We start from the raw sequence: 23,236 nt of genomic DNA, 5'->3' as shown, positions 1-23,236 counted from the left end.
GGATAAAGCCAGGACCGGCTGTGAATGGTAGCGAGATCCACGCCCACGCTGTCCGCTGACCTATGTCAATGTCACCAAGATCAAAATTGGATTTGGTTTCCAAATTCTAAATGTGCCGATATAATGGGCATTTAGGAGTTGCCACGATGAACATTACGTTCCGATATTTAGAGCTCTTGAATGCGGTCGTTGTTTCAGGATCGATCAGCAAGGCGACGCGTCTCACCGGCCTGTCGCAGCCGACGATTTCGCAGCAATTGGCCAAGTTCGAAGAAGAGCTTGGAACGCAGCTCATCTTTCGAATGCGCGGCCAGAATGTCGAACTGACGCCGGCTGGCGAACATTGGTTTCGGGCGTCCCGTGACCTTTTGAACCGGAGACAGGAATACGAAACCGAACACTCTCATAGCTTCAAGGACGAGCAGATATTGCTTCGGTTCGGGGCCACGCCATCCTTGCGCGGCCGATTCACCGAGGCCGCGGCCTCCATAGCTATCGAGATCGGGCGCTTCACACGGTTCGAACATGTATTTGCGCTCAACTCCGAAGACATCGTCGAAATGATAGATGCGCACCAGATCAACTGCGGCGTGGTCAGCGCGGCAAATGTCGAAGACCACATGGCCACGCTGTCGATCCGCCACCTTTTTCGCGACCGGATCGTCTGGGCAGTGCCGAATTCGGTTTCGCTTGAACAGGTGGCAGAGTCACTGGCCCATCGCGACAGGTCCAGAGATGTTGCCGGCGCCCTCAATCGGCATGTCGAGGTCACCGCGGCCGTGCCATGGGGAAACCGAACGCAGGCATGGTACCGTGACAACCTACCCAACTCGGCACCGTTCTTCCGGGCTTCGACGCACCAGGTCGCCGTGGACATCGTCGCCGCAGGTCTTGCGACCTGTCATTGCCCTATGTCGCTTTTGCCAAATCTCACTAGCCATACCCTCGACCGTCTCAGGCTCTATGATCTCGAGATGGTCGGTCGTGACGCTGTGCTAATCATGCCTCGACACCTGACGTCGCTGCGGCCTTTCCTCCTGTTTCAAACGCGGCTTTGCGAATATGTCGAGCAAAGCATCAACAGCTCAGCCTCCAAGCAGAGCTTCGAGAAGTTGCCGTTGCCGTGTGGTCCGATTTCCGGGATCGCGATCTAACCCGGCCCGCCTCGGGTTAACGTTCTTGGGGCCAACGGAATTGCGGCTTTGACACCCGCGGAGGAGTACGCCCCGTCGCATCGAGAGCCGCCCCCCAACGAGGCCCATTACGATCATTCGCCTTACCAATATACAAAATTGGCCGCTGCCGCGTTTGCCTCAGATGCCGGCAAACCGATCGCAAAACCCGCGCTCACTCGCTGATCTCTGCGACGTCTTCTGACGTAGTCCCAAGAACGCCCGATCACTCAGAGAACCATTAAAAATTGGGGAATATTGGTTTAGTTTGCAATGCAGTAGGCCTTAGGGATCCCGCGGCAATCATGGGAAGTACTGCCGCCCAGCGGGTGGGCGGCACCCCCGCCCGAGTGCCCCAAAGGCACGCAGATCTTCGTGCTTGCGTCCCGCCGGGACGCCGCCGTGGCTTGACCAAAAAAAATCTTCGCTGCTACGCTTTCAGGGCGAGACGCCGGATATCGCAGCAAATAAGCATATGATTTCGTTGGAATGGAGCATGCCTGCCAGTCTTTGATATAGCAGGCGAGGGGAGGAACGATGGCAGATACAAACGGAGCATGGACTTTTGGTGGGGGTCCTTTGGCCTGGATCCTCCGTCTCCTGCTCGTGGCAGCGGCAGCATTGATGGTCTATTCGTGGTTCCAGCCTTGGTGGATCGGGGACATCGCCACCATTCGGGGCACCGACGACCTTGTGCTTCATCCATGGGGTATCGACGCGGTCGGTCCGGTCAGGATGGCCTCCGATCCGGCTCTCTACGAGATGCCCGGATTTTTCGAGCCCTTCGTATGGACCTATTTCGCCGTCGCGATGCTCGCTCTTCTGGTCAGCCTCTTTCTGAATGTGAAATTCAGGCTGGGCCCCATCAGACTCCCGCTTGCGACGACGCTGATCCTAATTGTCGGCTTGTCCTACCTGATCACCGTCGGGCTGGCCTATTTCATCGGCGATATGCGCGCCTCTGGTTTGGACATGAGCTTCATCGGTCGGTCGGAATACACGGACCCGACATCGCACCGCAAGGTCAGGATGGATTCGGACCTGCAGGACGGATACTGGTATGCTCTCTATGCGGGGGTGGCGCTGTTCTCGCTGGGGATCATCCGCTTCCTCTTCCTTCGCGAGTGGCGAAAGTAGCGGCAACCCAGCATCCGGTGCGTTCCAGTCCGGATGGGATGGCAGACACTTCATGATCCGAATCTGACCGAGAGCCGTCAGTCGGACCTGCGCGACCCCCGGGATCACCTTGGGGTCGCTTACGTTCGGATGGTCGGTTCTGTTCCTTGGCGATCGCCGCATCGGCGAAGTCACGGACCGACTCGTCCGGAACGCCACCGAGTCATAATCGCACAACCAATATTGCTAATAGGAATATCCATTAAACAATGGTGCGAGCATGTCCTTACTGAAGTCCACAATCATGTAAGGTCGGGAGGCAAAACATGAAATATCACTATTTAATTGCAGGCTTAATCGCCACTGCGTCTGGCATGGCCCACGCCGAGGTAACGATGGAGCGCTTGCTTGCGGCAGGGTCCGAGGAGGAGGCCGGCAACTGGCTGATGATCGGAAAGACGTTCGACCTGAACCGGTTCTCGCCGCTTGACCAGATCAACTCCAGCAACGTCGAAGGCCTGCGCCTGGTCATGGCCGCCCCGGTCGGCGGCATGGAGCCCGCGGGTTTCGGCATCGGCGCCATGCAGACGACCCCGCTTGTCGATGACGGATTTCTCTATCTGTCGGATCCCTGGGGCACGCCCTACAAGTACGACCTGACGAGCGAAACCGCCGCCCGGCCGGTCTGGATCTGCGACACCGGTATCGACAAGGACCCGAGCCAAGGCATCCTTCTGGCGAACCGAGGTCTTGCGCTTTCGGGCAACAACGTCGTCAGCGTTCTGCCTGACGGCCGCGTCGTCGCCTGTGACAGCGATACCGGCGACGTGGTCTGGGATGTGCAAGTTGCAACCGAAGTGGGTGAGGGCTTTACCAACTCGCCACAAGTGATCGGCGACAGGATCATCGTGGGCCAGTCCTATGGTGACTGGGCAACCCGCGGCTGGATCGCCGCGATCGACGCCAATTCGGGCGAGGAACTCTGGCGTTTCTACACGATCCCTGAACCGGGCGAGCCGGGCTCCGAAACCTGGCTCTGCGAGCAGACGGGCAACCCCGACTGCTGGAAGACCGGCGGTGGCGCGGCATGGGTCGCAGGCTCCTACGACCCGGAATCGAACCTCGTCTTCTGGGGCACGGGCAACCCGGTTCCGATGTATGACCCGGAATACCGGCCAGGCGACAACCTCTATACCAACTCGACCGTCGCCCTCGATGCCGATACGGGCGAGCTGGCTTGGTACTTCCAGTACACGCCCGGCGATTACATGGATTATGACGAGGTCGGCCCCGCCCTTCTCGTCGAAGCCAACATCAACGGTGAGGACCGCAAGGTCATGGCCCGCTTCGGCCGGAACGGCATCTTCTACACGCTCGACCGGAACAGCGGTGCCTACATCAACTCGGTGGCCTATGTCGGCAACCTGAACTGGACGGAAGGCATCGATCCCAAGACCGGCCTGCCGATCGAATACGATCCGGAAGCCGACTTGCAGTCCTACGCGATCGGGAGGATCACCCGCGCAGGCGATACGGCCACCACCTGTCCGAACATTCAGGGCGGCACCAACTTCTTCCCGACGGCCTACAACCCCGAACTCGGGCTGGCCTATGCGGGCGGGATCGAAGGCTGTTCCGATCTGTCGGTGCGGGCAGTCGATCCTGGTGACGTGCTCCCCGGCAACATCTTCATCGGTGGCGCAGGTGTGAACAGCGGCGAACAGACCGGATCGATCAACGCTGTCGACGTCGCCACGAACACCGTGACAGCGACGCTCAACACGCCCTACCCGCTGTATGGCGGCGTGATGGCTTCGGCCGATCTGCTCTGGGCCGGGCATATGGACGGGACATTCTCTGCCTACAATGCATCGACCTTGGATGAGCTGTGGTCGATGAACGTGGGAACGTCGTTCTCGGCCGCGCCGATCACCTTCCTGGTGAATGGCACGCAGTATGTGGCGATCACCGGCGGCGGCCTTGGCGTCGGCGGTGGCTTGGCGCCGGAGCTGTCCAACATGCAGGCGGCCAACATGCTATGGGTCTTCGCTCTGGACAGCTAATGACCTGAGAATCCCATGCCGGGCGGCCTCGGTTGCCCGGCATTTCTGCCTTCACCAATCGGCCCAGACAGTGAGATAACATGTCATTGAGTTATGCCACGACTATCCCGCTCGCCGCCCTGACGCTGGCGATCGTGGCGCTAGCAGCGCTGCCCATGCATGCCCAAGAGACAGATGGATATGTGGGCGATCCGGAGCGTGGCAGGGTCGTCTACCGATCGGTCGGATATTGCGGGAATTGCCATGGCTGGGCCGGGGACGGGAAGTCGGGGACCACCCTTCAGGCCCCGGTCGGCCCTAACCTTCGCAAGACCACTCTGGACACGGCGGCACTGATCGAGGTGATCGGATGCGGCCGGCCAGCAACCCCGATGCCCTATCACGATCGGGCCGCCTATCGCGACGGGCGCTGCTTTGGGATGGACCTGGAGGATTTTGAACCTGGAACCGCACCGATGCGCGGCAAGACTTTCAGCGACAGGGATGTCGCAAATGTGGTGGCATTTCTTGAGGCCTACATGATCGGCCGCGCTGAACCTACTTACGAAGAATGCGCGGCGTTCTACGACAATCCGTCGGCGCGAGCTTGCGCGGGCCTGCAGTGACTCCATGAGAGCGCCCAGCTGTCTCTCCGCCTTGTTCTGCTTTGGCCTTTTGGCTCCGATGGCTCTTGCTCAGGATCAGGTTCTTCCTGCTTATTCGATCTGGGACGTGGTTCTGGGCCAGCCGGTCACGCAGGCTCCGGATGCAAGTGTCGGCGAGATCACCTGCGGCACGAATGGCGGGCCTCCGGGGCGGGAGCTTGGCTCCTTTTCGGATTACATGACCTGCACGCCAGAGGAATCCGGCCTGCGCGAAGTCCAGTTCTCCTACGACGACGAGCAGGACTACATCGCCAGGGCGCTCGAGCTGGAATACAAGGCGCTTCAGGGGGGCACATCCGTTTACGCGCACCCCGTCATCGTGTCGGTGCTGGTCGATCCCGAAGGCATCGTGCAGGGCCGCCGGATCGTGACCGATGACCGGACCGAGGATATGGTGCGCCGGACGGCGTTCACCCTGATCCGCAACTTCAAGGGCCGCTTCGGCGAATGGGCGCTCGATTGCAGGGACGTTCCCATGCGGGACGGAGAACAGCCGGTGGGCAACCAGTTTATCCACGAACTGTGCACCGCCCGGTCACCTGACGACACCACCTCAGTCATGCTCGAGGCGACCTATCTGCGCAAGCGCGGCCAGCAAGCCAGGAACCTGGAAACTCAGGAGATCAACACGGGATATTTCCAAAGTCAGACCCGTTTCGAGGAAGTCCTGTCACCCTATGTCCTGTCGGTGGCGCCATGAGATCAGTCCTGCATCCGCCCGTTCGACATGAAGTTCCCGGTCATTGTCGCCGCGTCGAAATCCAACTCCCGGGTTGCAGCGGTCGTAAAGCGGTTCCCGGTCAGGGTGGCGCCCGCCACGGTTCCGCGCCGCAGGTCCGCGCCGTAGAAATCCGTGTAGGACACAGTCGCATTGACGAAGCTCGCCCGGCTCGCCTCGGCTTGGACGAAACCCGCGTAGCTGATGTTTGCGCCGTCGAAAAGGCTCCGTCCCAGACGGGCCCCGTTGAGATTGGTTTGCTGCATCGAGGTCATGCTGAAATCGGCGTTGTTCGCGACGGCATCACGCAAGAGCGTCCTGTCCAGAATCGCACCGGGCAGCTTGGCCGAGGTCAGCCGGGCCGTCTGCATACGCGCCTCTGTCAGGTCGGCAGCAGTCAGATCGGCGCCCGACATTTGCGCGCCGTAGAACATGGCCCGCACAAAATCTCCTTCCGTCATCTGCGCCTGTGTCAGATCGGCCAGATTGAAGTTCGTGCCCCGCGCCGTGACCCCGTCAAGGATCGCGCCACGCAGATTGGCGCGGTGGAACGTGGCGTCCGTCAGATTGGCGCCTGTCAGGTCGACACCGGAAAGATCGGCTTTCTTGAGAACAGCGCCCTGCAAGTCGCAGCCCCGACACTCGTCGCGCTCACCTGCGATCAGGTCTGCAACCGGATCCGCCAAAAGCGGTCCCGCGATGAGTGCCAGGGCCGCCGCCAATACGATCCGCATGCCCGGCTCCCCCCTTCTTTGAACTGGATTGCCCATGACCACTGATAACGGCCGCAACTACCGTTTGCTCAAATTCACGATATTGGTCTTTTCAATGAGCCTTCTGCTCGGCCTGTCATTTGCCGACCCCATCGATGCCCAGTCCGATGCCAGCGAGATCCGTGGAACAGCCGAAGTGATCGATGCCGATATCCTGAGCTTTGGGAACCAGCGGGTCATTCTGTGGGGGATTGACGCGCCGGAACGCCCACAGACCTGCCAGTTGAATGGCGAGTTCTGGGGCTGCTACGACGTGGCCTTTCGCAAACTCCAGCTTCTTGCGGGCAGAGGTGAAGTCGTCTGCCGCTTTCAGGGCGAACCGGACAAACTCGGCCGGCAATATGGCGTCTGCGAAAGCGGTGGAGAGGATCTCAACGCGGAGATGGTCAGAGCGGGCCTCGCCCTCGCATTCATCGAGCAGTCCGACGACTACATGCCCCAGATGTCCGAAGCGATCTCGGTTGGTGCCGGGCTGTGGCAGCCTGACGTCACATTCGAGGAGCCCTGGATTTTTCGCCGGCGCGAGAGCCGGAGCGATTTGAGGTAGGACAGACAATGACGCAGCTTGCCGACGCAATCCTGACACCGGGCCGTGACGGTGCCTATGACGCGGTTATGAAATGGGCGCTCATAATGGCGCTCATCACAATCGGGGCGGTAGTGTCCTACGACTACGGGCTCCTGACCTATCTCTTCAGTGCCGACAGATCACGGATAACGATCCTGATTGCGGTGCTCTATGTCGGGTTCTCGGCCCATTGCCTGTGGATCCTGACCGAGTTGTCGCGTGAATACCGCCGAGCCATGATTTGGAAAGCAAGACTGGCCACAAGCTCGACGATCCCTGACGTTCCGGTCGGCGGCGGGCTGATCGACAGTTACGTCGCCGACGTCATGCGTTCCAGAGAGAACCCGTCGGACGCCGAGGGCAGCGCCCATATGCTGATGATGAGTCTCGGTGCTAGTTTGCGTCGCCGGACGAAGGTGGGCACCTACGGGGCGGACCTGCTCTACAAGCTGGGCATGCTGGGAACGATGGTCGGTTTCGTGATGATGCTGAACTCGATGGGCGACATGGCGAATTTCGACGTCGCGACCCTGCGAGAAGCGCTACAGGACATGATCGCGGGCATGGCGGTTTCGCTTCTGACCACGATCGCTGGCCTCATCGGTGGCATTCTCCTCCGGCTCGAATACAATGTCGCCGACGCGCTCGTCACGGACATCAGCCAGACAGCGGTGTCTTTCACCGAGGTGTCACTACTGCCGAACCTTGCGAGGGCGGAACGCAATGTTTGAGGAAGAGGCCGAACCGGAATTCGAGATTTTTTCGGCGCTCCTGTTCAACGCCTTGAAGGCTATTACCTTCATGTTCTTCATCTCGTTCGCGATGATCAATGCGCCTGCGGAGGAGGGCAAGATCGATCCCAAAGCCGAGATGATCATCACCGTGACCTGGCCCGACAACAATCCCGACGACGTCGATACCTACGTAATGGACCCAGCCGGAAACATCGTTTGGTATAATCAGCGCGAAGCGGGGCTGATGCATCTGGAGCGCGATGACAGGGGCATGTTCAAGGATGTGATCCTCCTCAACAACGAAGAGGTCACGAATCCGCTCAATCAGGAAACTGTGGCCTTCCGTGGTCTGCAGGACGGCGAATATGTCGTCAACATCGTACACTACATAGCCAATGGTGCCGCGCCCCTGCCAGTTGAGGTCAAGATCGAAAAGCTGAATCCTTCGGTCGAGGTGGTCTTCTATCAAACGCTGGAACTGAGGGGCACGGGAGACGAAGTCACCGCCGCGCGCTTCACCCTCGCGGGCGACGAGGTCGAGAATGTCACGAACACCCCCCGAAGCCTCGTGGAAATGACCCGAACCGGAGGCAAGGGGGCTGGCAACGGGCCCGGTGGAAACACGCAGGGGGGCCAAATCGACGCCGCGACCGGCCAGGTGATCCAGCAATGACCTTCACGATCCTGTCTTTAACAGCAGCTTATGCACTTGTGGTATCACTTCTGGCATATCTTGTCCTGCTGTCTCGGCTGCACTGGGTCTTCAAGGTCCTGTCGACGGCGGCGACGGTCGCGCTGATTCCACTGACCTTCAACGCAGTGGGCGAATTGCGCGGCTTACCGTCGGACGGCCCGATCCCGTCGAGCTTCCGCATGCTCTGGGCAGAAATAGTCGAACCCAATCAGCTTCAGGGTGAAATTGGTCAGGTGTTCCTTTGGCTTCAGCCGCTCGACAGCGACAACTATCCCGTGGGTCAGCCGCGGGCCTATCAGCTTCCCTATTCGGACGACCTGCGGATCAAGATCAGCGGAGCCATGAGCGATATCGCCGCGGGTGAAGACATTCAGGGCACTGTTGACGCAGAGGAGACCCTACCCGAGGCGACGGCGGAGGCGCTCGCGCTGGAAATCGAGGACGAAGTCTCCGACCAACAGCCCACCGGCTCGGCCTCGGTGGGCCAGAGGTTCTACCTGTTCGACCCCTCAATGCTGACTTTCGGAACAGCGCAGGCACCAGTCACGCCCGCGAAGCCGCAATGATCGCCCGCCGGTGCCACCTGGTACGGTAGGGCCTTGCGCTCCATGATTAGGGACGATGAGCCGCCCGCGCATCACCATCATCGCGCCAGCCGTTTCGTCGACTGAGAAACGGGAGCATCGCTCCTGCTAGCCCGAACAAGAAAGCAGCGGCAAGCACGCCGCCTACGATCCAGCGTCCCCAGCGCAACGCCTCCACATCGGCGCCGAACCATCCGGTTTCTCCCCATAGAAGGACGCGGCCTCGCTGACCTTCGGCCGCACCGAGCTGAATTGCGCGGCCAAGATCGACCGATCCCGCGCTCTCGCTCAGCCACAGGACGATCTGCCGGCTCTCCCCGGCGGTCATCGACCCAAGCTCCAGTGCTGTCATTCCGGTCGAGGTCGTTGTCACCGGAACCCTTGTTCCGTCGATCGTCGCCAGAAGCGCGCCGGGCACCGTCAGAGCCACATCTTCGGCCGCCTTCCGGCTCTGGACTGTGCCGCTGACCGTCCGCCGGAAAGACCCGAGATCCAAAAGTTCGGACAGTTCGGGGACTTCGCGCATCATCGTCTGGACCGCGACGACGTTCATCAATCTCGGCAGCACCACCGTCCTGATCTGGTCGGCCACGTTCGCGTTCATCGTCAGGCGGATGGCGATGTCGGTTTCCATGCGCTCCTGCAACTCAGCCACCATGAAATCCGCCACGCGCATCGGATCGACCCCCATGTCGGGCGGCAACGGGAAATCCTGCACTTGCAGTTCCGCCTGCAGCGCGGGTGACATGAGGTTGCGCCCGTGGCCCGACATGACCAAAAGCCCCAATCCGGCCGTCAAGATCAGGGTTACAGTGAGAATGCCCTGCCAGATGCGCATTTGGTCTCCGATTTCGCTCGGAGCAAGACTACGCGGTCCGGGAATTGGATTATCCGATAGCCAATATTGGTATCCAATCATTGCGTGGCTCGGCCGGATCGTCCTGTTATCCGGAGGGAAACAGAGGAGACAGGCATGTTCATGCGGGTTGTGTGCATCTTATTGGCCATGCTTTTTGCGCTCCCTGCTCTTGCGCAGCAAGTCCGCGACCCCGCTACGCCTCTGATCCCTGTGACTACCTTCGAGCAGAGCAAGCTCTTGGGAGACTGGTTCGAGGTTGCCCGCACCCCGACCTTGCTGGGGCGGGATTGCCACGGCAACACGGTCCGGATCGAGGAACGCGATGACAGTCGGCTTACGTTGAGGATCAATTGCCATGTGGGCAGGCTCGACGGGCCGATTCTCGCCATAGAGGGGATCGTCGTCGAAATCTCGCCTGGGGTATTCCTCGCCCGAATAAACCGGCTTCCACAGATCGGCAACCTGCCCCTTGTCGTGCTTTGGGAAGCCGAGGATGCCCGTCTTCTCGCGATAGGCGCGCCGCGGGGCGAGATTGGCTTTCTCTGGTCACGGCAGCCAAATCCCGATGCGGCGGCACTAGACGCTGCACGACAGGCACTTGTCGCTCAAGGCTATCGAGAGGGCGCAATAGCGGCGGTGCCCCACGCGCCCTGACGGCGGGTGGTGACCGGATCTGCCCGGCTAACCCGGGTCCTCGTCCCCAAGCTGCCGGTGCAGTATCTTCTCGTAGACGTCGGTTAGGTCCGCCGCACTTGTCGCCTCCATTAGCGCCGTCGGTTTGTCGTCGGCCAAGATCCGTCCATGATCGAGAATGACTATCCGATCCGCGTCTCCGACCTCATCCACGAGATGGGTAGCCCACAATACGGCCACCCCTTCCGTTCGGGCAAGGGCCCGGACATGCGATACCAGGTCGCGCCGAGAAGACGCGTCAAGCCCGGCCGACGGTTCGTCCATTATCAGCAGAGCGGGCTCGTTGATCAGCGCGCGGGCGATTTCCACCCTGCGTTGCTGCCCGCCCGACAGCGTCCGGACGGGCCGGTTCCGGAAGTCGTCGAGGTTGAACTGCGCGCAGAGCGCCTCGATCCTTTGGGCAAGTTCGCCTCCGCTCTGTCCGAAAAGCCGACCGTGAAACCGAAGATTGGCAACGACCGAGATGTCGAGGTCGACCGAGCGAGTCTGAAACACCACGCCGAGCCGGGCGAGAATCCGCGGCCCGTTTGAGGCATGATTGAGACCGAAGAGCTGGACCTGACCTCCATCGGGCGCAAAGAGACCGGCGATGATCTGGAAGAGCGTCGATTTTCCCGCGCCGTTTGGTCCCAAGAGACCTACGAATTCGCCCTCCCGCATCGCTAAAGAGATGCCGGCGAGGGCTTCAGACCTGCCATAGGACTTGCGGATCTCACGTAGGTCCAGCACATAACCGGTCATTCCCCTGACCCCTCGTCCAGTTGCGCCACGATCTCGAGCAGCCGTGCCGGGTTGCGGTCGGCCCGCCGTGTTTCCACCCGGGTTTCGGCGATAATTCGGGCGGGCCGGCCCTGTAACTGGATGACCCGGTCAGCGAGCCGTGCGGCGTCCTCGAGATCATGACTCACGAGGATCATGGTGGGGCGGCGCTGCTCTGCGATCCGGCCGATCACGTCATGGAGTTCGCGCACCAACTTGCGGTCGATCGAAACGAAGGGCTCATCAAGAAGCAGGAGCCGGGGCTGAACGGCCAGCGCCCGCGCCAGAGCGACCCTGCGCTGCATGCCCCCAGAAAGGCTTCCGGGTAGAGCTGTTTCGAAGCCGGAGAGCCCCATCTCGCCCAGCAGAGAGACTGCCTCGCTCATGGTCGTCGCAGGACTGACCGCACGGATATTGGCCGCGGCACCAAGCCACGGAAGCAGCCTCGGATCCTGAAACACGAAGCCCGGCGGGCCGGCTTCGCTCGCGGGCTGTCCGAACACGGTGATCTGGCCGTCGAAATCTGCATCGAGCCCCGCGATCATCCGCAAGAGCGACGACTTTCCCACCCCGGAGGGGCCGACAAGGGCAAGCACCTCGCCCTCGGACACGTCGAGCCGCAGCCCATCGAGGAGCAGCCCGGTCGCCCCTTCGAACCGCTTTGCGCGGATATCTATCGAAACAGCTATGCTTGGCGCCATCCGAGGACCCTTCGTTCGAGTGGGCGCATGACGAAGTATTCGAAGGCGATCACAACCGCCATGAATGCCAGCGTATAGGCAAGGATGCCGGTGATGTCGAAATTCTGGAAATAGACGCCGATCCGGAAGCCGACCCCGCCGTCGCTGCCGAGAACTTCGAAGACGAGCACGATCTTCCAGATGAGCGACAACCCCGTCCGGGCCGAGGTCAGCACGAAGGGCATGAGCTGGGGCACCAGGAATAGGCGCATCCGCCGCAAGAAGGGCACGCGATAGGCCTGGGCCAACTCGGTCAGCCCGGTATCGAGCGCACGCACGCCTTCGCGCATTGTCACGGCCACCAGTGGGGTCTTGTTGATCGTGACCGCAAGGATCAGCGCAAATTCGGACAGGCCGAGCCAGATGTAGCAGGCGATGGCGACAACGATCGCGGGGATGTTCAGCCCGATCAGGATCCAACTGGAAAACAGCCGGTCCAGCGTTCGTGCCCGACCGAGCGCGCCGCCGATCGCTATCCCGATCGTCATGGAGGCGACAAAGGCGAGAGCGGCCCGACCGAGGGTCTTTCCGAGATCTTCGAGAAGGTAGCGTTCCGTCGCGAGGTGCCAGATTTCCCGAAACACTTCAAACGGTGTCGGAAACAGCCGATGGTCTGCCAGCATCGCAAGGAGCTGCCAGACAAGCAAGAGAAGCGGCAACGAGGCAGCTTCGATCCAGGAGCTTCTGTCGACGCGCTGCTTCCCCATTGGCCTCCGTCTCGCCGCTCGCCTATGTGCGATAGCCGGCCCAGAACGTGCCCGGGTCCATCACCGGGCTGTCGCCGACCAACTCCGGGCCGCCATACTCGGCCATGATCTCAAAGGCGGTGGCCGCCGCGTCGATCATCTCGTCACTATATCCCGGAATTATCCCGGAACGGTAGTCGTCCCGGAGCGTCTGAAAGAGCGCGTCGTCATCTGCCGCACGCATCTGTTCGCGCAAACTCTCCCAGATTGCATCGTCCGAGGCGAGAAGTGCTTTTGCCTCGAAGGAGGCATCGAAGAAACCGGTCAGGGCGTCTTCGTTCTTGTCCGCCGTTTCCTCGAGAAAGACCCAGGCCAGAAGGGGTGGTTGATTGGTGATCCCCATGCCAGTCATCATCTCGGCGACCGAGATCAGTTCGGAGTTGCCAGCCGCCTTGGCGCGGGCGTTGAAGTGCCAGAAGTTGAGGCTCGCATCCACTTCGCCATTGGCCAGAAGCTCGTTGATCAGGGGCGGCGCTCCGAATTTGGCATCCACCTTGTCGGCCAGAGTCTCGCCCGTTTGCTGTGCGTAGTAGGCTTGAAGGGCGATCCAGCTCTTGTCTACCGGCCCGCCTGCGATGCCGATCGTCTTGCCCGGCAGGTCGGTGACCGCACCGATAGCGCTGTTTGCCGGAACCATGAGCCCCCCCACCGCCAGCGAATGCGGGACGCAGGTGATCGGCTCCCCTGCCGCTCTTAGCGACGCGACCCAGATGTAATCCGACAGGATCAAGTCCGCCTCACCTGAGAGGAGCGCAACATGCCCGGCCTGCTTGTTCGCCACATCGATCAGGTCCAGCGCGATCCCGTTGTGAACATCGAGCCGCTTGTCGAGGATCGTCTGCATCTCCCAGCTGGCCGTTCCGGTCAGCTGGACGCCGACCGCAACCTCTTTCGCGGCGGGCGAGAAAGCAAATCCTCTCGCGGGGACCGCCGCTGCGGCGGTTGCTGCGAACAGCTTGTTGAAATCACGTCTGTTCATGACTTTCCTCCCGAACCGGTCTCTGAATGGTCTTCTCGTTCCAGGCGATGCTAGCACCCGTCAAAAATGCGTAACTCAATCTCAAGTATTACCAAATCCAATTCGTAGATCCGGCTATCATGAAACGGCAACGTCTTGACGGGAGGAAAGATGAAACACGCAATCTGGGCACTTTTGCTGATGGTCACCGGTGCCGCCGCGCATGCCGAAGGAAACCTCGCAAGCAATGCGACTCGGCTTCCCGATATGGAGATCGACAGCGCGGAACTGACCCTTTCAGTCAATGAATTCGAGTTGGAGACGGGCAAGTATTACCGTTGGTCGATCGTCCATGACGGCGGCGAAGAATTTCAGATCGTGGCCCCCGACCTGTTCCGTAACTCATGGATCAACCAGGTGGTGATCAATGACCTTGAGGTGCAGCCCTTCGGCCTCTACGCCATCGAGTTCGACGACGAAGGCAGGATCGACATCTGGTTCGTTCCGATCCGTCCGGGCAACTATGACTTCTGGATCGCCGGCTATGAGGAACGTGGCCTCGCCGGCACGTTCATCGTGAGGTAGGCTCATGTTTCGCGCACTTCTTGTTGCCCTGATCGCGGCGACGCCGGCTTTTGCCCTTGAGACGGGCCGCATCTTCGTCTCGAACGAAAGAAGCCATGATATCTGGGTCTTCTCCCCGGAATTCGAGCATATCGCCACCATCGAAACTTCACGCCGCCCCCGCGACATGAGGCTGAACGCCGACCGGACGCTTCTCTATGTTGCCTGCGGAGACGACGACGTGATCGACATCATCGATGTCGAGACGCTTGAGGTCGTCGACAGCATTCCAACCGGGCCGAGCCCCGAAGTCTTTGCCTTTTCGCCGGACGAGTCGCTGATCTACGTCTCGAACGAAGAGGACTCGATGCTCGAGATCATCGAGGCCGACAGCCGGATCGTGATCCACGACGTGCCCACGGGCGCCGAACCCGAAGGGGTGATCACATCCGAAGACGGCTCGACCGTCTATGTTACCTCTGAAGTGGCCGACATGATCCACGTGATCGACACCGAAGCCGGTGCTGTGGTCGACAACATCATCGTGGGAACCCGTCCGCGCCGGTTCGTGCTGACACCCGAGACGAACGAGTTATGGGTCTCGGCCGAATTGTCGAGCGAGATCTATATCATCGACCGTGCTACGAACGAGATCAAGGAAGTGCTGCAATTCCTGCCGCCAGGCTTTCGTCCCGAGGACGTGACGCCGGTGGGCATGGCCCTGACGGCCGATGGATCGCGTGGCTATATTTCGCTGGGCCGCGCGAACCATATCGCGGTCATCGACGGAGTGACGCACGAGGTGATAGACTATGTTCTGGTAGGTCGCCGCGCGTGGTCGGTTGCGCTGACCCGGGACGAAAGCGTCGCAGTGGTGGCAAACGGGTTGTCGGATGACATCACCCTGATCGACACTGGCACCCTGCGCCCAATACGCTCAATCCCAGTGGGACAGGTTCCCCATACCGTGGTCATAGACGATTGATGCGCGCCCTGCTCATCTTTGCCATCTCTGTCTGGGCGGGGATCGCCGCGGCCCAGGAAGAGGTGCGGATTGCGCTTCTCGGTATCGATCCCGATCCGCGCTACGATGAAGCCATTGCCTATGCAAGGATCGAAACCAGCCGGCAAGGGGACCCCGAGGTTGCCGCAAGAATGGCCATCAGCGACCTTTCGTTGCTGACCGATGCGCGGGATCTGACGATCGACCTGTCGGTCATGCGCGTTGCCGAACCCGGTGACCTCTTGGCAGCGGCCCGGTCGCTGGCCGATGAGGGCGCGAGATACATCATTCTCGATCTGCCCGCGCCGGAGGCCGACGCGGTTGCCGAGGCACTCGGGCCGGATGGCCCGCTGCTCCTCAACTCGACCGCGCCCGAGGATTGGCTCCGCCGCCGCTGTCACGCCAGGATGCTGCACACGGCCGCCAGCGACAGGATGATCGCCGATGCCCTGATCCAGCACTTCGTCAAGATGCAATGGCAGCAGGTGCTTCTCCTGCATGGCAAGACGGAACGGGATCGGGCGCGCGCCGCGTCGTTCATTGAAGCGGCCGAGCGGTTTCGGTTGCGGATCGTGGCGACGCGAGAATTCGACCTGTCGACCAATCCCGCGCTTCGCGAGCAGAATAACGTGGCCCTACTGACCGGGGATACACGCGACTACGATGCCGTCTTCATCGCGGACAGCTATGGCGAATTTTCGCGCTATTTGCCCTATCGGACGGCTCTGCCCCGCCCCGTGGTCGGTGCGACGGGGCTTGTGCCGCTTGAATGGCACTGGTCACTTGAACGCTACGGCGCCCCGCAGGTCAACAGCCGGTTCGAGACGGCGGTGGGCTACGACAGGCGGATGACATGGCAGGATTGGTCGGTCTGGATTGCAATGCGCGCGGTCCTGACGGCGGAAGCCAAGTCCCGAGACCGCGACTCGGTCGCAATCGAGGCCTTCTTGCGATCAGACGCGCTTCGGCTCGACGGTTCGAAGGGCGCACAGCTGAGTTTCCGCCCGTGGGACAACCAGCTCAGACAGCCGATCCTGCTTGCCACCGCAAATGCAATCATCGGCATCGCTCCTCTTGAAGGGTTCCTGCATCAAACCAACACGCTTGACAGTCTTGGCGTCGACGAGCCGGAATTCAGCTGTGACTGATCAGGTATCCCATGTCCGACGTCGCTATATGCTTGGCCTTTATGCAGTCACCGAGCGGGAGATTCTGAAATTCCTGCGTCAGTATGAACGCCTTTTATCAGCGATCGTCCGGCCTTCGCTGTGGTTGTTCATCTTCGCTACCGGACTGCAGAACCTTTTGGGTATTTCGATCATCCCACCCTATCAGACCTACACGCCCTATCAGGAATATATCCTGCCTGGGCTGGTGGGGATCATCATCCTCTTCCAGTGCATGCAATCGGCACTCTCGATGGTTTATGACCGGGAGGCCGGCGTCATGCGGGTGATGCTGGTGACGCCCCTTCCACGCAGCTACTTACTTCTGGCCAAGATCGTAGGCGCTACGATACTCGCGATGCTGCAGGCCTATGTATTTCTGGGAATCGCCGCGCTGGTGGGCTACTACACCACGCTCGCCGGCATGATCTGGATCGCGCCGGCGATGCTTCTCTCGGGACTAATGCTGGGGTCCATCGGTCTCTTGATCACCGTCTATACCCGCCAGATCGAGAACTTTGCCGGGCTGATGAATTTTGTCATCTTCCCGATGTTCTTCATGTCTTCGGCGCTCTATCCGCTGTGGAAACTTCAGGAAAGCGGTGCCTCGCTCCTGCACGACATTGCCATGTTCAATCCCTTTACGCACGCGGTCGAGCTGATCCGCTTCGCAGCCTATGGGCAAATGAATTGGACGTCCTGTGCCGTGGTGACAGGCGTGGCCGTTGTTGCCTTCGGCCTTTCGGCGCGGGGATACGACCCGAACCGGGGCTCGATCCGCATGATCAAGCGCGGCTGACCCCGAAAGATTCGGAGCCAGCCCCCGCGGCGTGCCAGGGAGGTATGGCTAGTCCGCGGAATACCGGTAGACCACGATTTCGCCCGTGCCGAGATTGGGCACGATGACCATGTCGCCCATCACGCCGAGATCGGCGGCGCCTGGTCCTACGGAGGCAAGCTGGCGCGTGCCAGCGGCGTCGTGAATGAACATCGTACCGGTCGGATTATCGTCGAAGATCACCCTGTCGCCCACGACAACCATCCCGTCGACGCTACCAAGGCCCTGCGCCCCATCGACGGGAGTGACGGCCTTGCTTTCGATATCCACCAGCCAGAGCCCGCCGGGCTCGGCCACGCTGAAATCAGCCTGCATTCCGTCTCCGAACGATCCGATCCAGAGAGTTCCATCGACGGCGAGAATGCCATTTGGGAGCGGCAAGCTTCCGGCCGGCAGAAAGACCTCGGCGGTTCCGTCCCTGTAGCGATAAAGACCGCCCGCAAGGAAATCGGTTACGTAGACCGACCCATCCGCGCTCACCGCCACGTCGTTGGGGAACGTGGCCCCCTCGAGCGCTACGGTGGAGACAAGGCTCCCATCCGCGATCGACACAACATGCATCCCGATGGCATCCGCCACATAGAGCATCCCGTCATGACTCGACATGCCCTTGGGGTCCATGAGCCCGGTGACCCAACCGGCATTCTCGACGGTGCCATCCGTCGAAACCAGGGAAAGACGGCCGTCCATGCCGCCGTCGGGGCCGAAGACCCCGATGTTGCTGACGATGATCTTGTCGATGCTGGCCTCGTACCAGGCAGATTCGGGCAAGCTGAAGCCCCCTAGCCGCCAGGCCTCGTCGAAGCTTTCACCCAGAACCGGACCGGGCAGGATCACCGAAACCGCAAGTAGAAAATGTCTCATCGCAAGCTCCTTTTATAGGAGCCCAGACTGCGCCAATCCTCGATTGATGTTACCTATGAGATGCATTGAAGAAGCTTCCGGATGCCACAGGTATCGGAGCGTTGTCTCAACACACCATGGGTTGCGGTGGCGGCTGGTCGAAGATTCACGGGCAGGTCAAAGCTATTGGGTCAGCCGACCTCAAACCGCAAGAAACCGATCGCGCGAGGCCCGCTTAGCGCGACATCGCGTCGTCGGCAAGGAACGTCGGCGTCGGCAGAATTGTCTGCATGTCGAGAGCCCGACCGACGTCTTTCAAAGCTGCAATCAGGGTCGCCATGGGCTCCATCGTCCGGTGCTGCGATAGCATCAGAGCAACGATGCGCCGAGGTGGAACACCGATCAGGTAGCGCTTAACACCGGCGTCCGGACCTGCCGATCCGATCGTGGAAAGCGCCGGCGCGACACAAACACCGGCTCCCGCCCGCACGAAGGAAAGCGCGGACTCGTAGCTGCGACATTGAACGATCGGCTGATGACCCGGCAAGAGCCTGTCATACCAATTCGAGACGCGCCGGGTATGCGTGCTTCCGAACGCAAATTGAATCGACCGGTTGAGAGTTCGGTAGGCGGCCGGTGACAGCTCCCGCGCCGGATCCGCCACCCCGGCAAGATCCAATTCCTTGGGCACGGCGAGAACATAGGGGTCCTCCATGATCGGTACTTGAAGGAATTGCTCGTGTGTCTCGGCCAGCGAGTTCCCCGCCACCAGACCGAAGTTGATGCGCCTGGCATCGAGTAATTCCACGATTTCCGCAGGCGCACTTTCCTGCACGTCCATGGTCACGCCGGGAAAGCAATCGTGTAGACGGCCGACCGCTCCGGGAAGGAGGTTTCGCAACACCGAGTCGAGACCCGCCAACTTGACCACGGCGGGGCGGCCTTCGCAAAAACGTTGCAGCCCGTCTTCTGCCTCATTGAGGATTCGCAGCAACTGCTCGACGCGCGGCAACAGGTAGAGTCCTGCCTCGGTAAGTTCCATTTCGTTTGGGCGGCGGATGAAGAGACGCGTGCCGATGGATGCCTCGAGCCTGTTCAGCTGCTGTGACACCGAAGGCTGGGCCAGCCCAAGTTGCTTGGCCGCCTTTGTCATCGTCTCTGCATTCGCCACGGCATGGAAAATCCGCAACTGTTGCAGCGTCATGGGCAGGACGGCCCTGCGTGGGGCACTTTCGTCCTGCTCTGCCAGTCCGGCCTCGAAATCGTAGGTGGTGGTGTTCAATTCCAGCTCCTGCCACGATGCGTTAAGTGGCAGTCTAACAGCGTCGGCAAGCATCCGATGCAATACAACGTATTGTATTCGCGATAGACAGATACGTGTAAATACAAACGGGCTAGTTGGAATTGCGAAGAATAGAAGCGCCATCCAGATAGAAGGGTGACATGGCGGATCGGGAGGCAGAGGATGCGCAGGCTCAAGATGCTCGAAGAGCGTCTGGCGGTGACCGCACGGCAAAGTCCGCCTCCCAAGTGGCAGAGGCAAAGAAATCCCAAACGCGCCGTGTCATCGTGTTCTGGCAGTTGTTCATTCTCCTCATTCTGATCGCCGGCATGAAACTGCTGAACACTACGTCGGGCAATCTGGTCATGCCGAGTCCCGAGGCGGTGTTCTGGCAAAGCGTCGAGATGTGGTCCGACGGGACAATCCCGCGTGCACTTGGCGAGTCGTTTGCGGTTTTGGGTCTCGGCTTCGTGCTGGCCGCAACGTCAGGCATTCTGATCGGCATTCTGCTGGGTGGTTTTCCGTTTATCGGCCGTGTGCTGGACCCCTATGTGAACGCGGTGAACGCGACCCCGAGCGCAGCCTTCATACCGCTGATCATCGTCTGGTTCGGCCTCTATACAGAGGCGAAGGTCATGCTGGTCTGGTTGGCTGCGGTCTTTCCGATCTTGATCAACACTACGGCCGGAATCGCCAATGCCAACAGGGATCTGGTCGAGATGGCGGAGTCGTTCGGGGCTCCCCGGCGGAGGCTGTTCTGGCAGGTGATGGTTCCTGACGCACTACCCTCGATTCTTTCCGGGCTGCGCATCGGAGCGGCGATCTGTATCGTGGGAACGGTGATCGCCGAGCTCACTATGGCCCAGTCTGGTCTTGGTGGGCTCATGATAAAGGCCGGCAACCGGTTCCAGATGGACCGCTATTTCGCAGTGGTGATTGTGATGATGGCGCTGGGCTCGCTTATCACCATTGCGTTGAGGCTGGCCGAGCGGAAGTTCGGTCGCTGGCGGGTTGAGATGCGCGGTGGAGACTGAGGTGGCGGAAGTTGTGCATCCGCCAATATTGCTGAAAGGCGTGAGCAAGTCGTTCAAGGACGGCAGAGTTCACGCGCTGGACGACTTGTCCTTCGACGTCCGGCCGGGCGAATTCGTCAGCGTGGTCGGCCCGTCTGGCTGCGGAAAAACAACATTGCTGCGGCTCATCAACGGACTTATCAAGCCCGATGGCGGCGAGGTCTTGGTCAATGGCCGCCCGCCCGAACCCACGCAGAACATGGCGATCGTCTTCCAATCCGCCCGGCTCCTGCCATGGCGGACGGTGGTCAGCAATATCGAATTCGTCCTGCGTATTCGAGGCCATTCTCGCTTGGACAGCAGATCCCGTGCGCTGGCCTTGCTGGGTGTCGTCGGGCTTCGGGATTTCGCCGACGCCCATCCCCATGAACTCTCGGGCGGGATGCAGCAGCGCGTGGGCCTCGCTCGCGCGCTGGCCGTCGAGCCCGATGTGCTCCTGATGGACGAGCCCTTCGCGGCGCTGGACGCGATGACACGAGAAACGCTTCGCATCGAACTGTTGCGGCTTTGGGAGCGGCGGCACATGGCCGTTGTCTTCGTGACACATGACATCGATGAGGCGATCATCCTTTCCCAGAGGATCGTGGTTCTGCGCCCGAGACCGGGCCGCATAGATGCCATCATCCCGGTCGATCTGCCTGGGCCACGTTCTCAGACGGATCCTCGCGGCCTCCCTGTCTTTGCCGAACTCCGCCGCTCTTTGTGGGACAGAATCCAGGCGATGGGTCGCGAGGGAACCGCTCTCGAGGAACTGGCCGGTGCCTTCGGACGCCCCGCGCCGACAGACGATCCGACCCGATAGGATTTGCTTATCGATCTGATAGGTCGCCGGGGAATTGTCCGAAACCGGCGCCTTGCCTACCATCCCGATATCGATCCGCGCGGCAGACCACGGCGCATTGGAGGGAGGCCGGCATGACACCACTAGCCGAGGGTAGCCTCGCGCCGATCAGCGCGTCACATTGGAACATCAAACGAGCCGAACATCTTCTGAGCCGTGCCGGTTTCGGAGGGACACCAGCCGAGATCGCAGAACTTGCAGCCATGTCTCCAAGCGACGCGGTCGATCTTTTCATCAGCGGACGGGCCGATGGACCAACCTTGCTGGATTTTGAAGACTCCGGCTTCTGGGAACCCAACCTTGCCGATTTCCCCCCTTCGCGCCCGGCCACAACCGACGAGGCCGCCGAAACTGGCGAGGTCATGGGTGTGAAGAACAAGCCCACCGGGCCGCGCCCGTTGCAGCCTGCCACCAATCGCTTCTTTTACTGGCGCCGCGCAAGCATGCTCGAGACCCGGCGCGTCGCATTCTGGTGGCTTGAGCGGATGCTCCGAAGTGGCCATCCGCTTGAAGAAAAGATGACGCTCTTCTGGCATGGCCATTTCGCGACCGGAGAGGAAAAGGTGCGCGATTACCGCAAGATCAAGCTCCAGATCGACACGCTTCGGGCAGGCGCGCTGGGAAGCTTCCGCGATCTCTTGACCGCGATCGCCAAAGACCCGGCGATGCTCGTTTTCCTCGATGCGACGCACAACGTGAAAGGCTCCCCAAACGAGAATTTCGGTCGCGAGGTCATGGAACTCTTTACCTTGGGGGTCGGCAACTACACCGAGGATGACATCCGCGAAGCCGCCCGCGCCTTCACCGGCTGGAGCAACGACGATCTGGAATTTCGCTTCGACGAAGCCAAACACGACACGGGCGATAAGACCTTCTTCGGCGAGAGAGGGGCTTTTGACGGGGACGATATCCTCGCCATGATCCTCGATCAGGAGCAAACGGCCAATTATATCGCCACCAAGCTCTATCGCTTCTTCGTGCGCGATGACATTCCCGAGGGTTTCGCCATCGAGCTGGGCAGCCTGTTGCGCGACGGCGACTACCAGCTGGCTCCGTTTCTGAAGACGCTGTTCCTGTCGGAGGACTTCTACAGCGACGCGTCCATCGCCACGCATATCATGTCGCCGACCGAACTCATTTTATCGACATATCGTAAGCTCGGCCTCGACGCACTGCCGGGGATCCCCGATCCGTTTACGACCGGCAAGACTTTGGGTCAGATACTGCTCTATCCGCCGACCGTCGCAGGATGGAGTGAAGGCCGAGCCTGGATTACCCCGGGCCTTCTGTTCGAGCGCGGAAACTTTGCCCGCGAGGTGATGTTCCCCGACATGATCTCGTTCGTCGACCCGAATTACGAACCGGGCGACATCGTCCGCCGAACCAATGACAACATAAATGCGGGCATGGAAATCACAGCCGCAACGCTCGAAGAGGGTGCGGCTCCCAGTGCGACCGCTGGCATACAGGAGAGCTTCAATACCCGGTTCGGCAATCTCATGGGCTGGCAGGAGGCCATGCGCAAGTTGAAGCCGATCCCAAGAGCAGCAGCCCAGTTCGATCTGACCAAGACACTCTCTGCCGAGGGCGCCCGCACGACCGAAGACGCGGTCGACCTTCTTGGCGGACGTCTTCTGTGCGTGCCTCTGACCGCGTCTTCGCGCAATGCACTGATCGAGATGCTGACCGAAGAGCTCGGCACGTCCGAACTGGAGAGGGCCCAGGGTTATACCGAATACGGTCTGCGGTTGGTGGCCCACGCGATCATGTGCACGCCACAGTATCAATTAGCCTGAAGTGTCCAG

26 protein-coding genes are annotated in these 23,236 nt (G+C 60.6%); 18 read left to right on the top strand and 8 right to left on the bottom strand.

Annotated elements, in window-relative coordinates:
• Window positions 1-146: 146 nt before the first annotated feature.
• From LOM8899_RS05510 to LOM8899_RS05490, 5 genes are all read left to right on the top strand, one after another.
• Window positions 147-1,154, top strand: a complete 1,008-nt coding sequence (locus LOM8899_RS05510) for a LysR family transcriptional regulator (protein WP_168770474.1) — start codon at window positions 147-149, stop codon at window positions 1,152-1,154.
• 555 nt (window positions 1,155-1,709) lie between these two features.
• Window positions 1,710-2,309, top strand: a complete 600-nt coding sequence (locus tag LOM8899_RS05505) for a hypothetical protein (protein ID WP_133064980.1) — start codon at window positions 1,710-1,712, stop codon at window positions 2,307-2,309.
• A 305-nt stretch (window positions 2,310-2,614) separates the two neighbouring features.
• Window positions 2,615-4,351, top strand: a complete 1,737-nt coding sequence (locus LOM8899_RS05500; RefSeq protein ID WP_093991093.1) for a pyrroloquinoline quinone-dependent dehydrogenase — start codon at window positions 2,615-2,617, stop codon at window positions 4,349-4,351.
• Between the two features lie 80 nt (window positions 4,352-4,431).
• Window positions 4,432-4,956, top strand: a complete 525-nt coding sequence (locus LOM8899_RS05495) for a c-type cytochrome (protein ID WP_093991092.1) — start codon at window positions 4,432-4,434, stop codon at window positions 4,954-4,956.
• A 4-nt stretch (window positions 4,957-4,960) separates the two neighbouring features.
• Complete coding sequence (locus LOM8899_RS05490) at window positions 4,961-5,695, top strand: hypothetical protein (protein ID WP_133064979.1); 735 nt, start codon at window positions 4,961-4,963, stop codon at window positions 5,693-5,695.
• Window positions 5,696-5,697: 2 nt separating this feature from the next.
• Here LOM8899_RS05490 and LOM8899_RS05485 read toward each other — a convergent pair whose 3' ends face one another.
• Window positions 5,698-6,447, bottom strand: a complete 750-nt coding sequence (locus LOM8899_RS05485) for a pentapeptide repeat-containing protein (RefSeq protein WP_168770473.1) — start codon at window positions 6,445-6,447, stop codon at window positions 5,698-5,700.
• 34 nt (window positions 6,448-6,481) lie between these two features.
• Between LOM8899_RS05485 and LOM8899_RS05480 the strand changes: the two genes are divergently transcribed.
• From LOM8899_RS05480 to LOM8899_RS05465, 4 genes are read left to right on the top strand one after another with little or no spacing between them, the layout of a single operon-like run.
• Window positions 6,482-7,033, top strand: a complete 552-nt coding sequence (locus LOM8899_RS05480) for a thermonuclease family protein (protein ID WP_093991089.1) — start codon at window positions 6,482-6,484, stop codon at window positions 7,031-7,033.
• Between the two features lie 8 nt (window positions 7,034-7,041).
• Entirely contained in the window at window positions 7,042-7,785 is a 744-nt protein-coding gene (locus LOM8899_RS05475; RefSeq protein ID WP_093991088.1) for a MotA/TolQ/ExbB proton channel family protein, read from the top strand.
• Window positions 7,778-8,461: a hypothetical protein gene (locus LOM8899_RS05470; protein WP_093991087.1), complete on the top strand. Its 684-nt coding sequence runs from the start codon at window positions 7,778-7,780 to the stop codon at window positions 8,459-8,461. The genes LOM8899_RS05475 and LOM8899_RS05470 overlap by 8 nt, the downstream gene beginning before the upstream one ends.
• Window positions 8,458-9,048: a hypothetical protein gene (locus tag LOM8899_RS05465; protein ID WP_093991086.1), complete on the top strand. Its 591-nt coding sequence runs from the start codon at window positions 8,458-8,460 to the stop codon at window positions 9,046-9,048. Before LOM8899_RS05470 ends, LOM8899_RS05465 begins: the two co-directional genes overlap by 4 nt.
• 46 nt (window positions 9,049-9,094) lie before the next feature.
• Here the strand turns inward: LOM8899_RS05465 and LOM8899_RS05460 are convergent, their stop codons facing one another.
• Window positions 9,095-9,904, bottom strand: coding sequence for a hypothetical protein (locus tag LOM8899_RS05460; protein WP_093991085.1), 810 nt, complete (start codon window positions 9,902-9,904; stop codon window positions 9,095-9,097).
• A gap of 135 nt (window positions 9,905-10,039) precedes the next feature.
• Between LOM8899_RS05460 and LOM8899_RS05455 the strand changes: the two genes are divergently transcribed.
• Window positions 10,040-10,579 carry a lipocalin family protein gene (locus tag LOM8899_RS05455; RefSeq protein WP_093991084.1) on the top strand — a complete coding sequence of 180 codons (540 nt, stop codon included), beginning with the start codon at window positions 10,040-10,042 and terminating at the stop codon, window positions 10,577-10,579.
• A 27-nt stretch (window positions 10,580-10,606) separates the two neighbouring features.
• Here LOM8899_RS05455 and LOM8899_RS05450 read toward each other — a convergent pair whose 3' ends face one another.
• From LOM8899_RS05450 to LOM8899_RS05435, 4 genes are read right to left on the bottom strand one after another with little or no spacing between them, the layout of a single operon-like run.
• Window positions 10,607-11,359 carry an ATP-binding cassette domain-containing protein gene (locus LOM8899_RS05450; RefSeq protein WP_093991083.1) on the bottom strand — a complete coding sequence of 251 codons (753 nt, stop codon included), beginning with the start codon at window positions 11,357-11,359 and terminating at the stop codon, window positions 10,607-10,609.
• Window positions 11,356-12,078 carry an ABC transporter ATP-binding protein gene (locus LOM8899_RS05445; protein WP_093991082.1) on the bottom strand — a complete coding sequence of 241 codons (723 nt, stop codon included), beginning with the start codon at window positions 12,076-12,078 and terminating at the stop codon, window positions 11,356-11,358. The genes LOM8899_RS05450 and LOM8899_RS05445 overlap by 4 nt, the downstream gene beginning before the upstream one ends.
• Window positions 12,063-12,824, bottom strand: coding sequence for an ABC transporter permease (locus tag LOM8899_RS05440; protein ID WP_245820438.1), 762 nt, complete (start codon window positions 12,822-12,824; stop codon window positions 12,063-12,065). The genes LOM8899_RS05445 and LOM8899_RS05440 overlap by 16 nt, the downstream gene beginning before the upstream one ends.
• Before the next feature lie 22 nt (window positions 12,825-12,846).
• Window positions 12,847-13,818: an ABC transporter substrate-binding protein gene (locus tag LOM8899_RS05435; RefSeq protein WP_370739300.1), complete on the bottom strand. Its 972-nt coding sequence runs from the start codon at window positions 13,816-13,818 to the stop codon at window positions 12,847-12,849.
• On the opposite strand from LOM8899_RS05435, the gene LOM8899_RS23900 reads away from it, so the two are divergent.
• From LOM8899_RS23900 to LOM8899_RS05415, 5 genes are read left to right on the top strand one after another with little or no spacing between them, the layout of a single operon-like run.
• On the top strand, window positions 13,706-13,981 hold the full coding sequence (locus tag LOM8899_RS23900; RefSeq protein WP_370739299.1) for a hypothetical protein: 276 nt from the start codon (window positions 13,706-13,708) through the stop codon (window positions 13,979-13,981). The genes LOM8899_RS05435 and LOM8899_RS23900 overlap by 113 nt on opposite strands.
• A gap of 11 nt (window positions 13,982-13,992) precedes the next feature.
• Window positions 13,993-14,406, top strand: coding sequence for a cupredoxin domain-containing protein (locus LOM8899_RS05430; protein ID WP_093991080.1), 414 nt, complete (start codon window positions 13,993-13,995; stop codon window positions 14,404-14,406).
• Between the two features lie 4 nt (window positions 14,407-14,410).
• Window positions 14,411-15,370 carry a PQQ-dependent catabolism-associated beta-propeller protein gene (locus LOM8899_RS05425; RefSeq protein WP_093991079.1) on the top strand — a complete coding sequence of 320 codons (960 nt, stop codon included), beginning with the start codon at window positions 14,411-14,413 and terminating at the stop codon, window positions 15,368-15,370.
• Window positions 15,370-16,536: a type 1 periplasmic-binding domain-containing protein gene (locus LOM8899_RS05420; protein WP_093991078.1), complete on the top strand. Its 1,167-nt coding sequence runs from the start codon at window positions 15,370-15,372 to the stop codon at window positions 16,534-16,536. The genes LOM8899_RS05425 and LOM8899_RS05420 overlap by 1 nt, the downstream gene beginning before the upstream one ends.
• The gene (locus LOM8899_RS05415) at window positions 16,529-17,353 is read left to right on the top strand and encodes a lanthanide ABC transporter permease protein PedC (RefSeq protein ID WP_306456469.1); all 825 of its coding nucleotides are present in this window, start codon (window positions 16,529-16,531) and stop codon (window positions 17,351-17,353) included. Before LOM8899_RS05420 ends, LOM8899_RS05415 begins: the two co-directional genes overlap by 8 nt.
• Window positions 17,354-17,401: 48 nt before the next feature.
• Here LOM8899_RS05415 and LOM8899_RS05410 read toward each other — a convergent pair whose 3' ends face one another.
• The gene (locus LOM8899_RS05410) at window positions 17,402-18,256 is read right to left on the bottom strand and encodes an NHL repeat-containing protein (protein WP_093991076.1); all 855 of its coding nucleotides are present in this window, start codon (window positions 18,254-18,256) and stop codon (window positions 17,402-17,404) included.
• A 214-nt stretch (window positions 18,257-18,470) separates the two neighbouring features.
• Window positions 18,471-19,517: a LysR family transcriptional regulator gene (locus LOM8899_RS05405; protein ID WP_168770472.1), complete on the bottom strand. Its 1,047-nt coding sequence runs from the start codon at window positions 19,515-19,517 to the stop codon at window positions 18,471-18,473.
• A gap of 161 nt (window positions 19,518-19,678) precedes the next feature.
• On the opposite strand from LOM8899_RS05405, the gene LOM8899_RS05400 reads away from it, so the two are divergent.
• The 3 genes from LOM8899_RS05400 to LOM8899_RS05390 all read left to right on the top strand — a co-directional run bounded on the left by LOM8899_RS05400 (window position 19,679) and on the right by LOM8899_RS05390 (window position 23,227).
• Window positions 19,679-20,551, top strand: coding sequence for an ABC transporter permease (locus tag LOM8899_RS05400; protein WP_093991074.1), 873 nt, complete (start codon window positions 19,679-19,681; stop codon window positions 20,549-20,551).
• A gap of 1 nt (window position 20,552) precedes the next feature.
• Window positions 20,553-21,392, top strand: a complete 840-nt coding sequence (locus LOM8899_RS05395) for an ABC transporter ATP-binding protein (RefSeq protein ID WP_245820437.1) — start codon at window positions 20,553-20,555, stop codon at window positions 21,390-21,392.
• A gap of 113 nt (window positions 21,393-21,505) precedes the next feature.
• A complete protein-coding gene (locus tag LOM8899_RS05390; RefSeq protein WP_093991073.1) occupies window positions 21,506-23,227 on the top strand; it encodes a DUF1800 domain-containing protein in 1,722 nt (573 codons plus the stop codon).
• The last annotated feature ends 9 nt before the right edge of the window (window positions 23,228-23,236 follow it).

Source organism: Flavimaricola marinus (assembly GCF_900184895.1).
Taxonomy (GTDB): Bacteria; Pseudomonadota; Alphaproteobacteria; order Rhodobacterales; family Rhodobacteraceae; genus Flavimaricola; species Flavimaricola marinus.
The sequence above is the reverse complement of the archived record's forward strand: the minus strand, read 5'-3'. Positions and strand labels throughout refer to the sequence as shown.

Coding starts and splice junctions, on each gene's coding strand:
- LOM8899_RS05510 (WP_168770474.1), top strand. CDS start 147: ATGAACATTACGTTCCGATATTTAGAGCTCTTGAATGCGGTCGTTGTT.
- LOM8899_RS05505 (WP_133064980.1), top strand. CDS start 1,710: ATGGCAGATACAAACGGAGCATGGACTTTTGGTGGGGGTCCTTTGGCC.
- LOM8899_RS05500 (WP_093991093.1), top strand. CDS start 2,615: ATGAAATATCACTATTTAATTGCAGGCTTAATCGCCACTGCGTCTGGC.
- LOM8899_RS05495 (WP_093991092.1), top strand. CDS start 4,432: ATGTCATTGAGTTATGCCACGACTATCCCGCTCGCCGCCCTGACGCTG.
- LOM8899_RS05490 (WP_133064979.1), top strand. CDS start 4,961: ATGAGAGCGCCCAGCTGTCTCTCCGCCTTGTTCTGCTTTGGCCTTTTG.
- LOM8899_RS05485 (WP_168770473.1), bottom strand. CDS start 6,447: ATGCGGATCGTATTGGCGGCGGCCCTGGCACTCATCGCGGGACCGCTT.
- LOM8899_RS05480 (WP_093991089.1), top strand. CDS start 6,482: ATGACCACTGATAACGGCCGCAACTACCGTTTGCTCAAATTCACGATA.
- LOM8899_RS05475 (WP_093991088.1), top strand. CDS start 7,042: ATGACGCAGCTTGCCGACGCAATCCTGACACCGGGCCGTGACGGTGCC.
- LOM8899_RS05470 (WP_093991087.1), top strand. CDS start 7,778: ATGTTTGAGGAAGAGGCCGAACCGGAATTCGAGATTTTTTCGGCGCTC.
- LOM8899_RS05465 (WP_093991086.1), top strand. CDS start 8,458: ATGACCTTCACGATCCTGTCTTTAACAGCAGCTTATGCACTTGTGGTA.
- LOM8899_RS05460 (WP_093991085.1), bottom strand. CDS start 9,904: ATGCGCATCTGGCAGGGCATTCTCACTGTAACCCTGATCTTGACGGCC.
- LOM8899_RS05455 (WP_093991084.1), top strand. CDS start 10,040: ATGTTCATGCGGGTTGTGTGCATCTTATTGGCCATGCTTTTTGCGCTC.
- LOM8899_RS05450 (WP_093991083.1), bottom strand. CDS start 11,359: ATGACCGGTTATGTGCTGGACCTACGTGAGATCCGCAAGTCCTATGGC.
- LOM8899_RS05445 (WP_093991082.1), bottom strand. CDS start 12,078: ATGGCGCCAAGCATAGCTGTTTCGATAGATATCCGCGCAAAGCGGTTC.
- LOM8899_RS05440 (WP_245820438.1), bottom strand. CDS start 12,824: ATGGGGAAGCAGCGCGTCGACAGAAGCTCCTGGATCGAAGCTGCCTCG.
- LOM8899_RS05430 (WP_093991080.1), top strand. CDS start 13,993: ATGAAACACGCAATCTGGGCACTTTTGCTGATGGTCACCGGTGCCGCC.
- LOM8899_RS05425 (WP_093991079.1), top strand. CDS start 14,411: ATGTTTCGCGCACTTCTTGTTGCCCTGATCGCGGCGACGCCGGCTTTT.
- LOM8899_RS05420 (WP_093991078.1), top strand. CDS start 15,370: ATGCGCGCCCTGCTCATCTTTGCCATCTCTGTCTGGGCGGGGATCGCC.
- LOM8899_RS05410 (WP_093991076.1), bottom strand. CDS start 18,256: ATGAGACATTTTCTACTTGCGGTTTCGGTGATCCTGCCCGGTCCGGTT.
- LOM8899_RS05400 (WP_093991074.1), top strand. CDS start 19,679: ATGGCGGATCGGGAGGCAGAGGATGCGCAGGCTCAAGATGCTCGAAGA.
- LOM8899_RS05390 (WP_093991073.1), top strand. CDS start 21,506: ATGACACCACTAGCCGAGGGTAGCCTCGCGCCGATCAGCGCGTCACAT.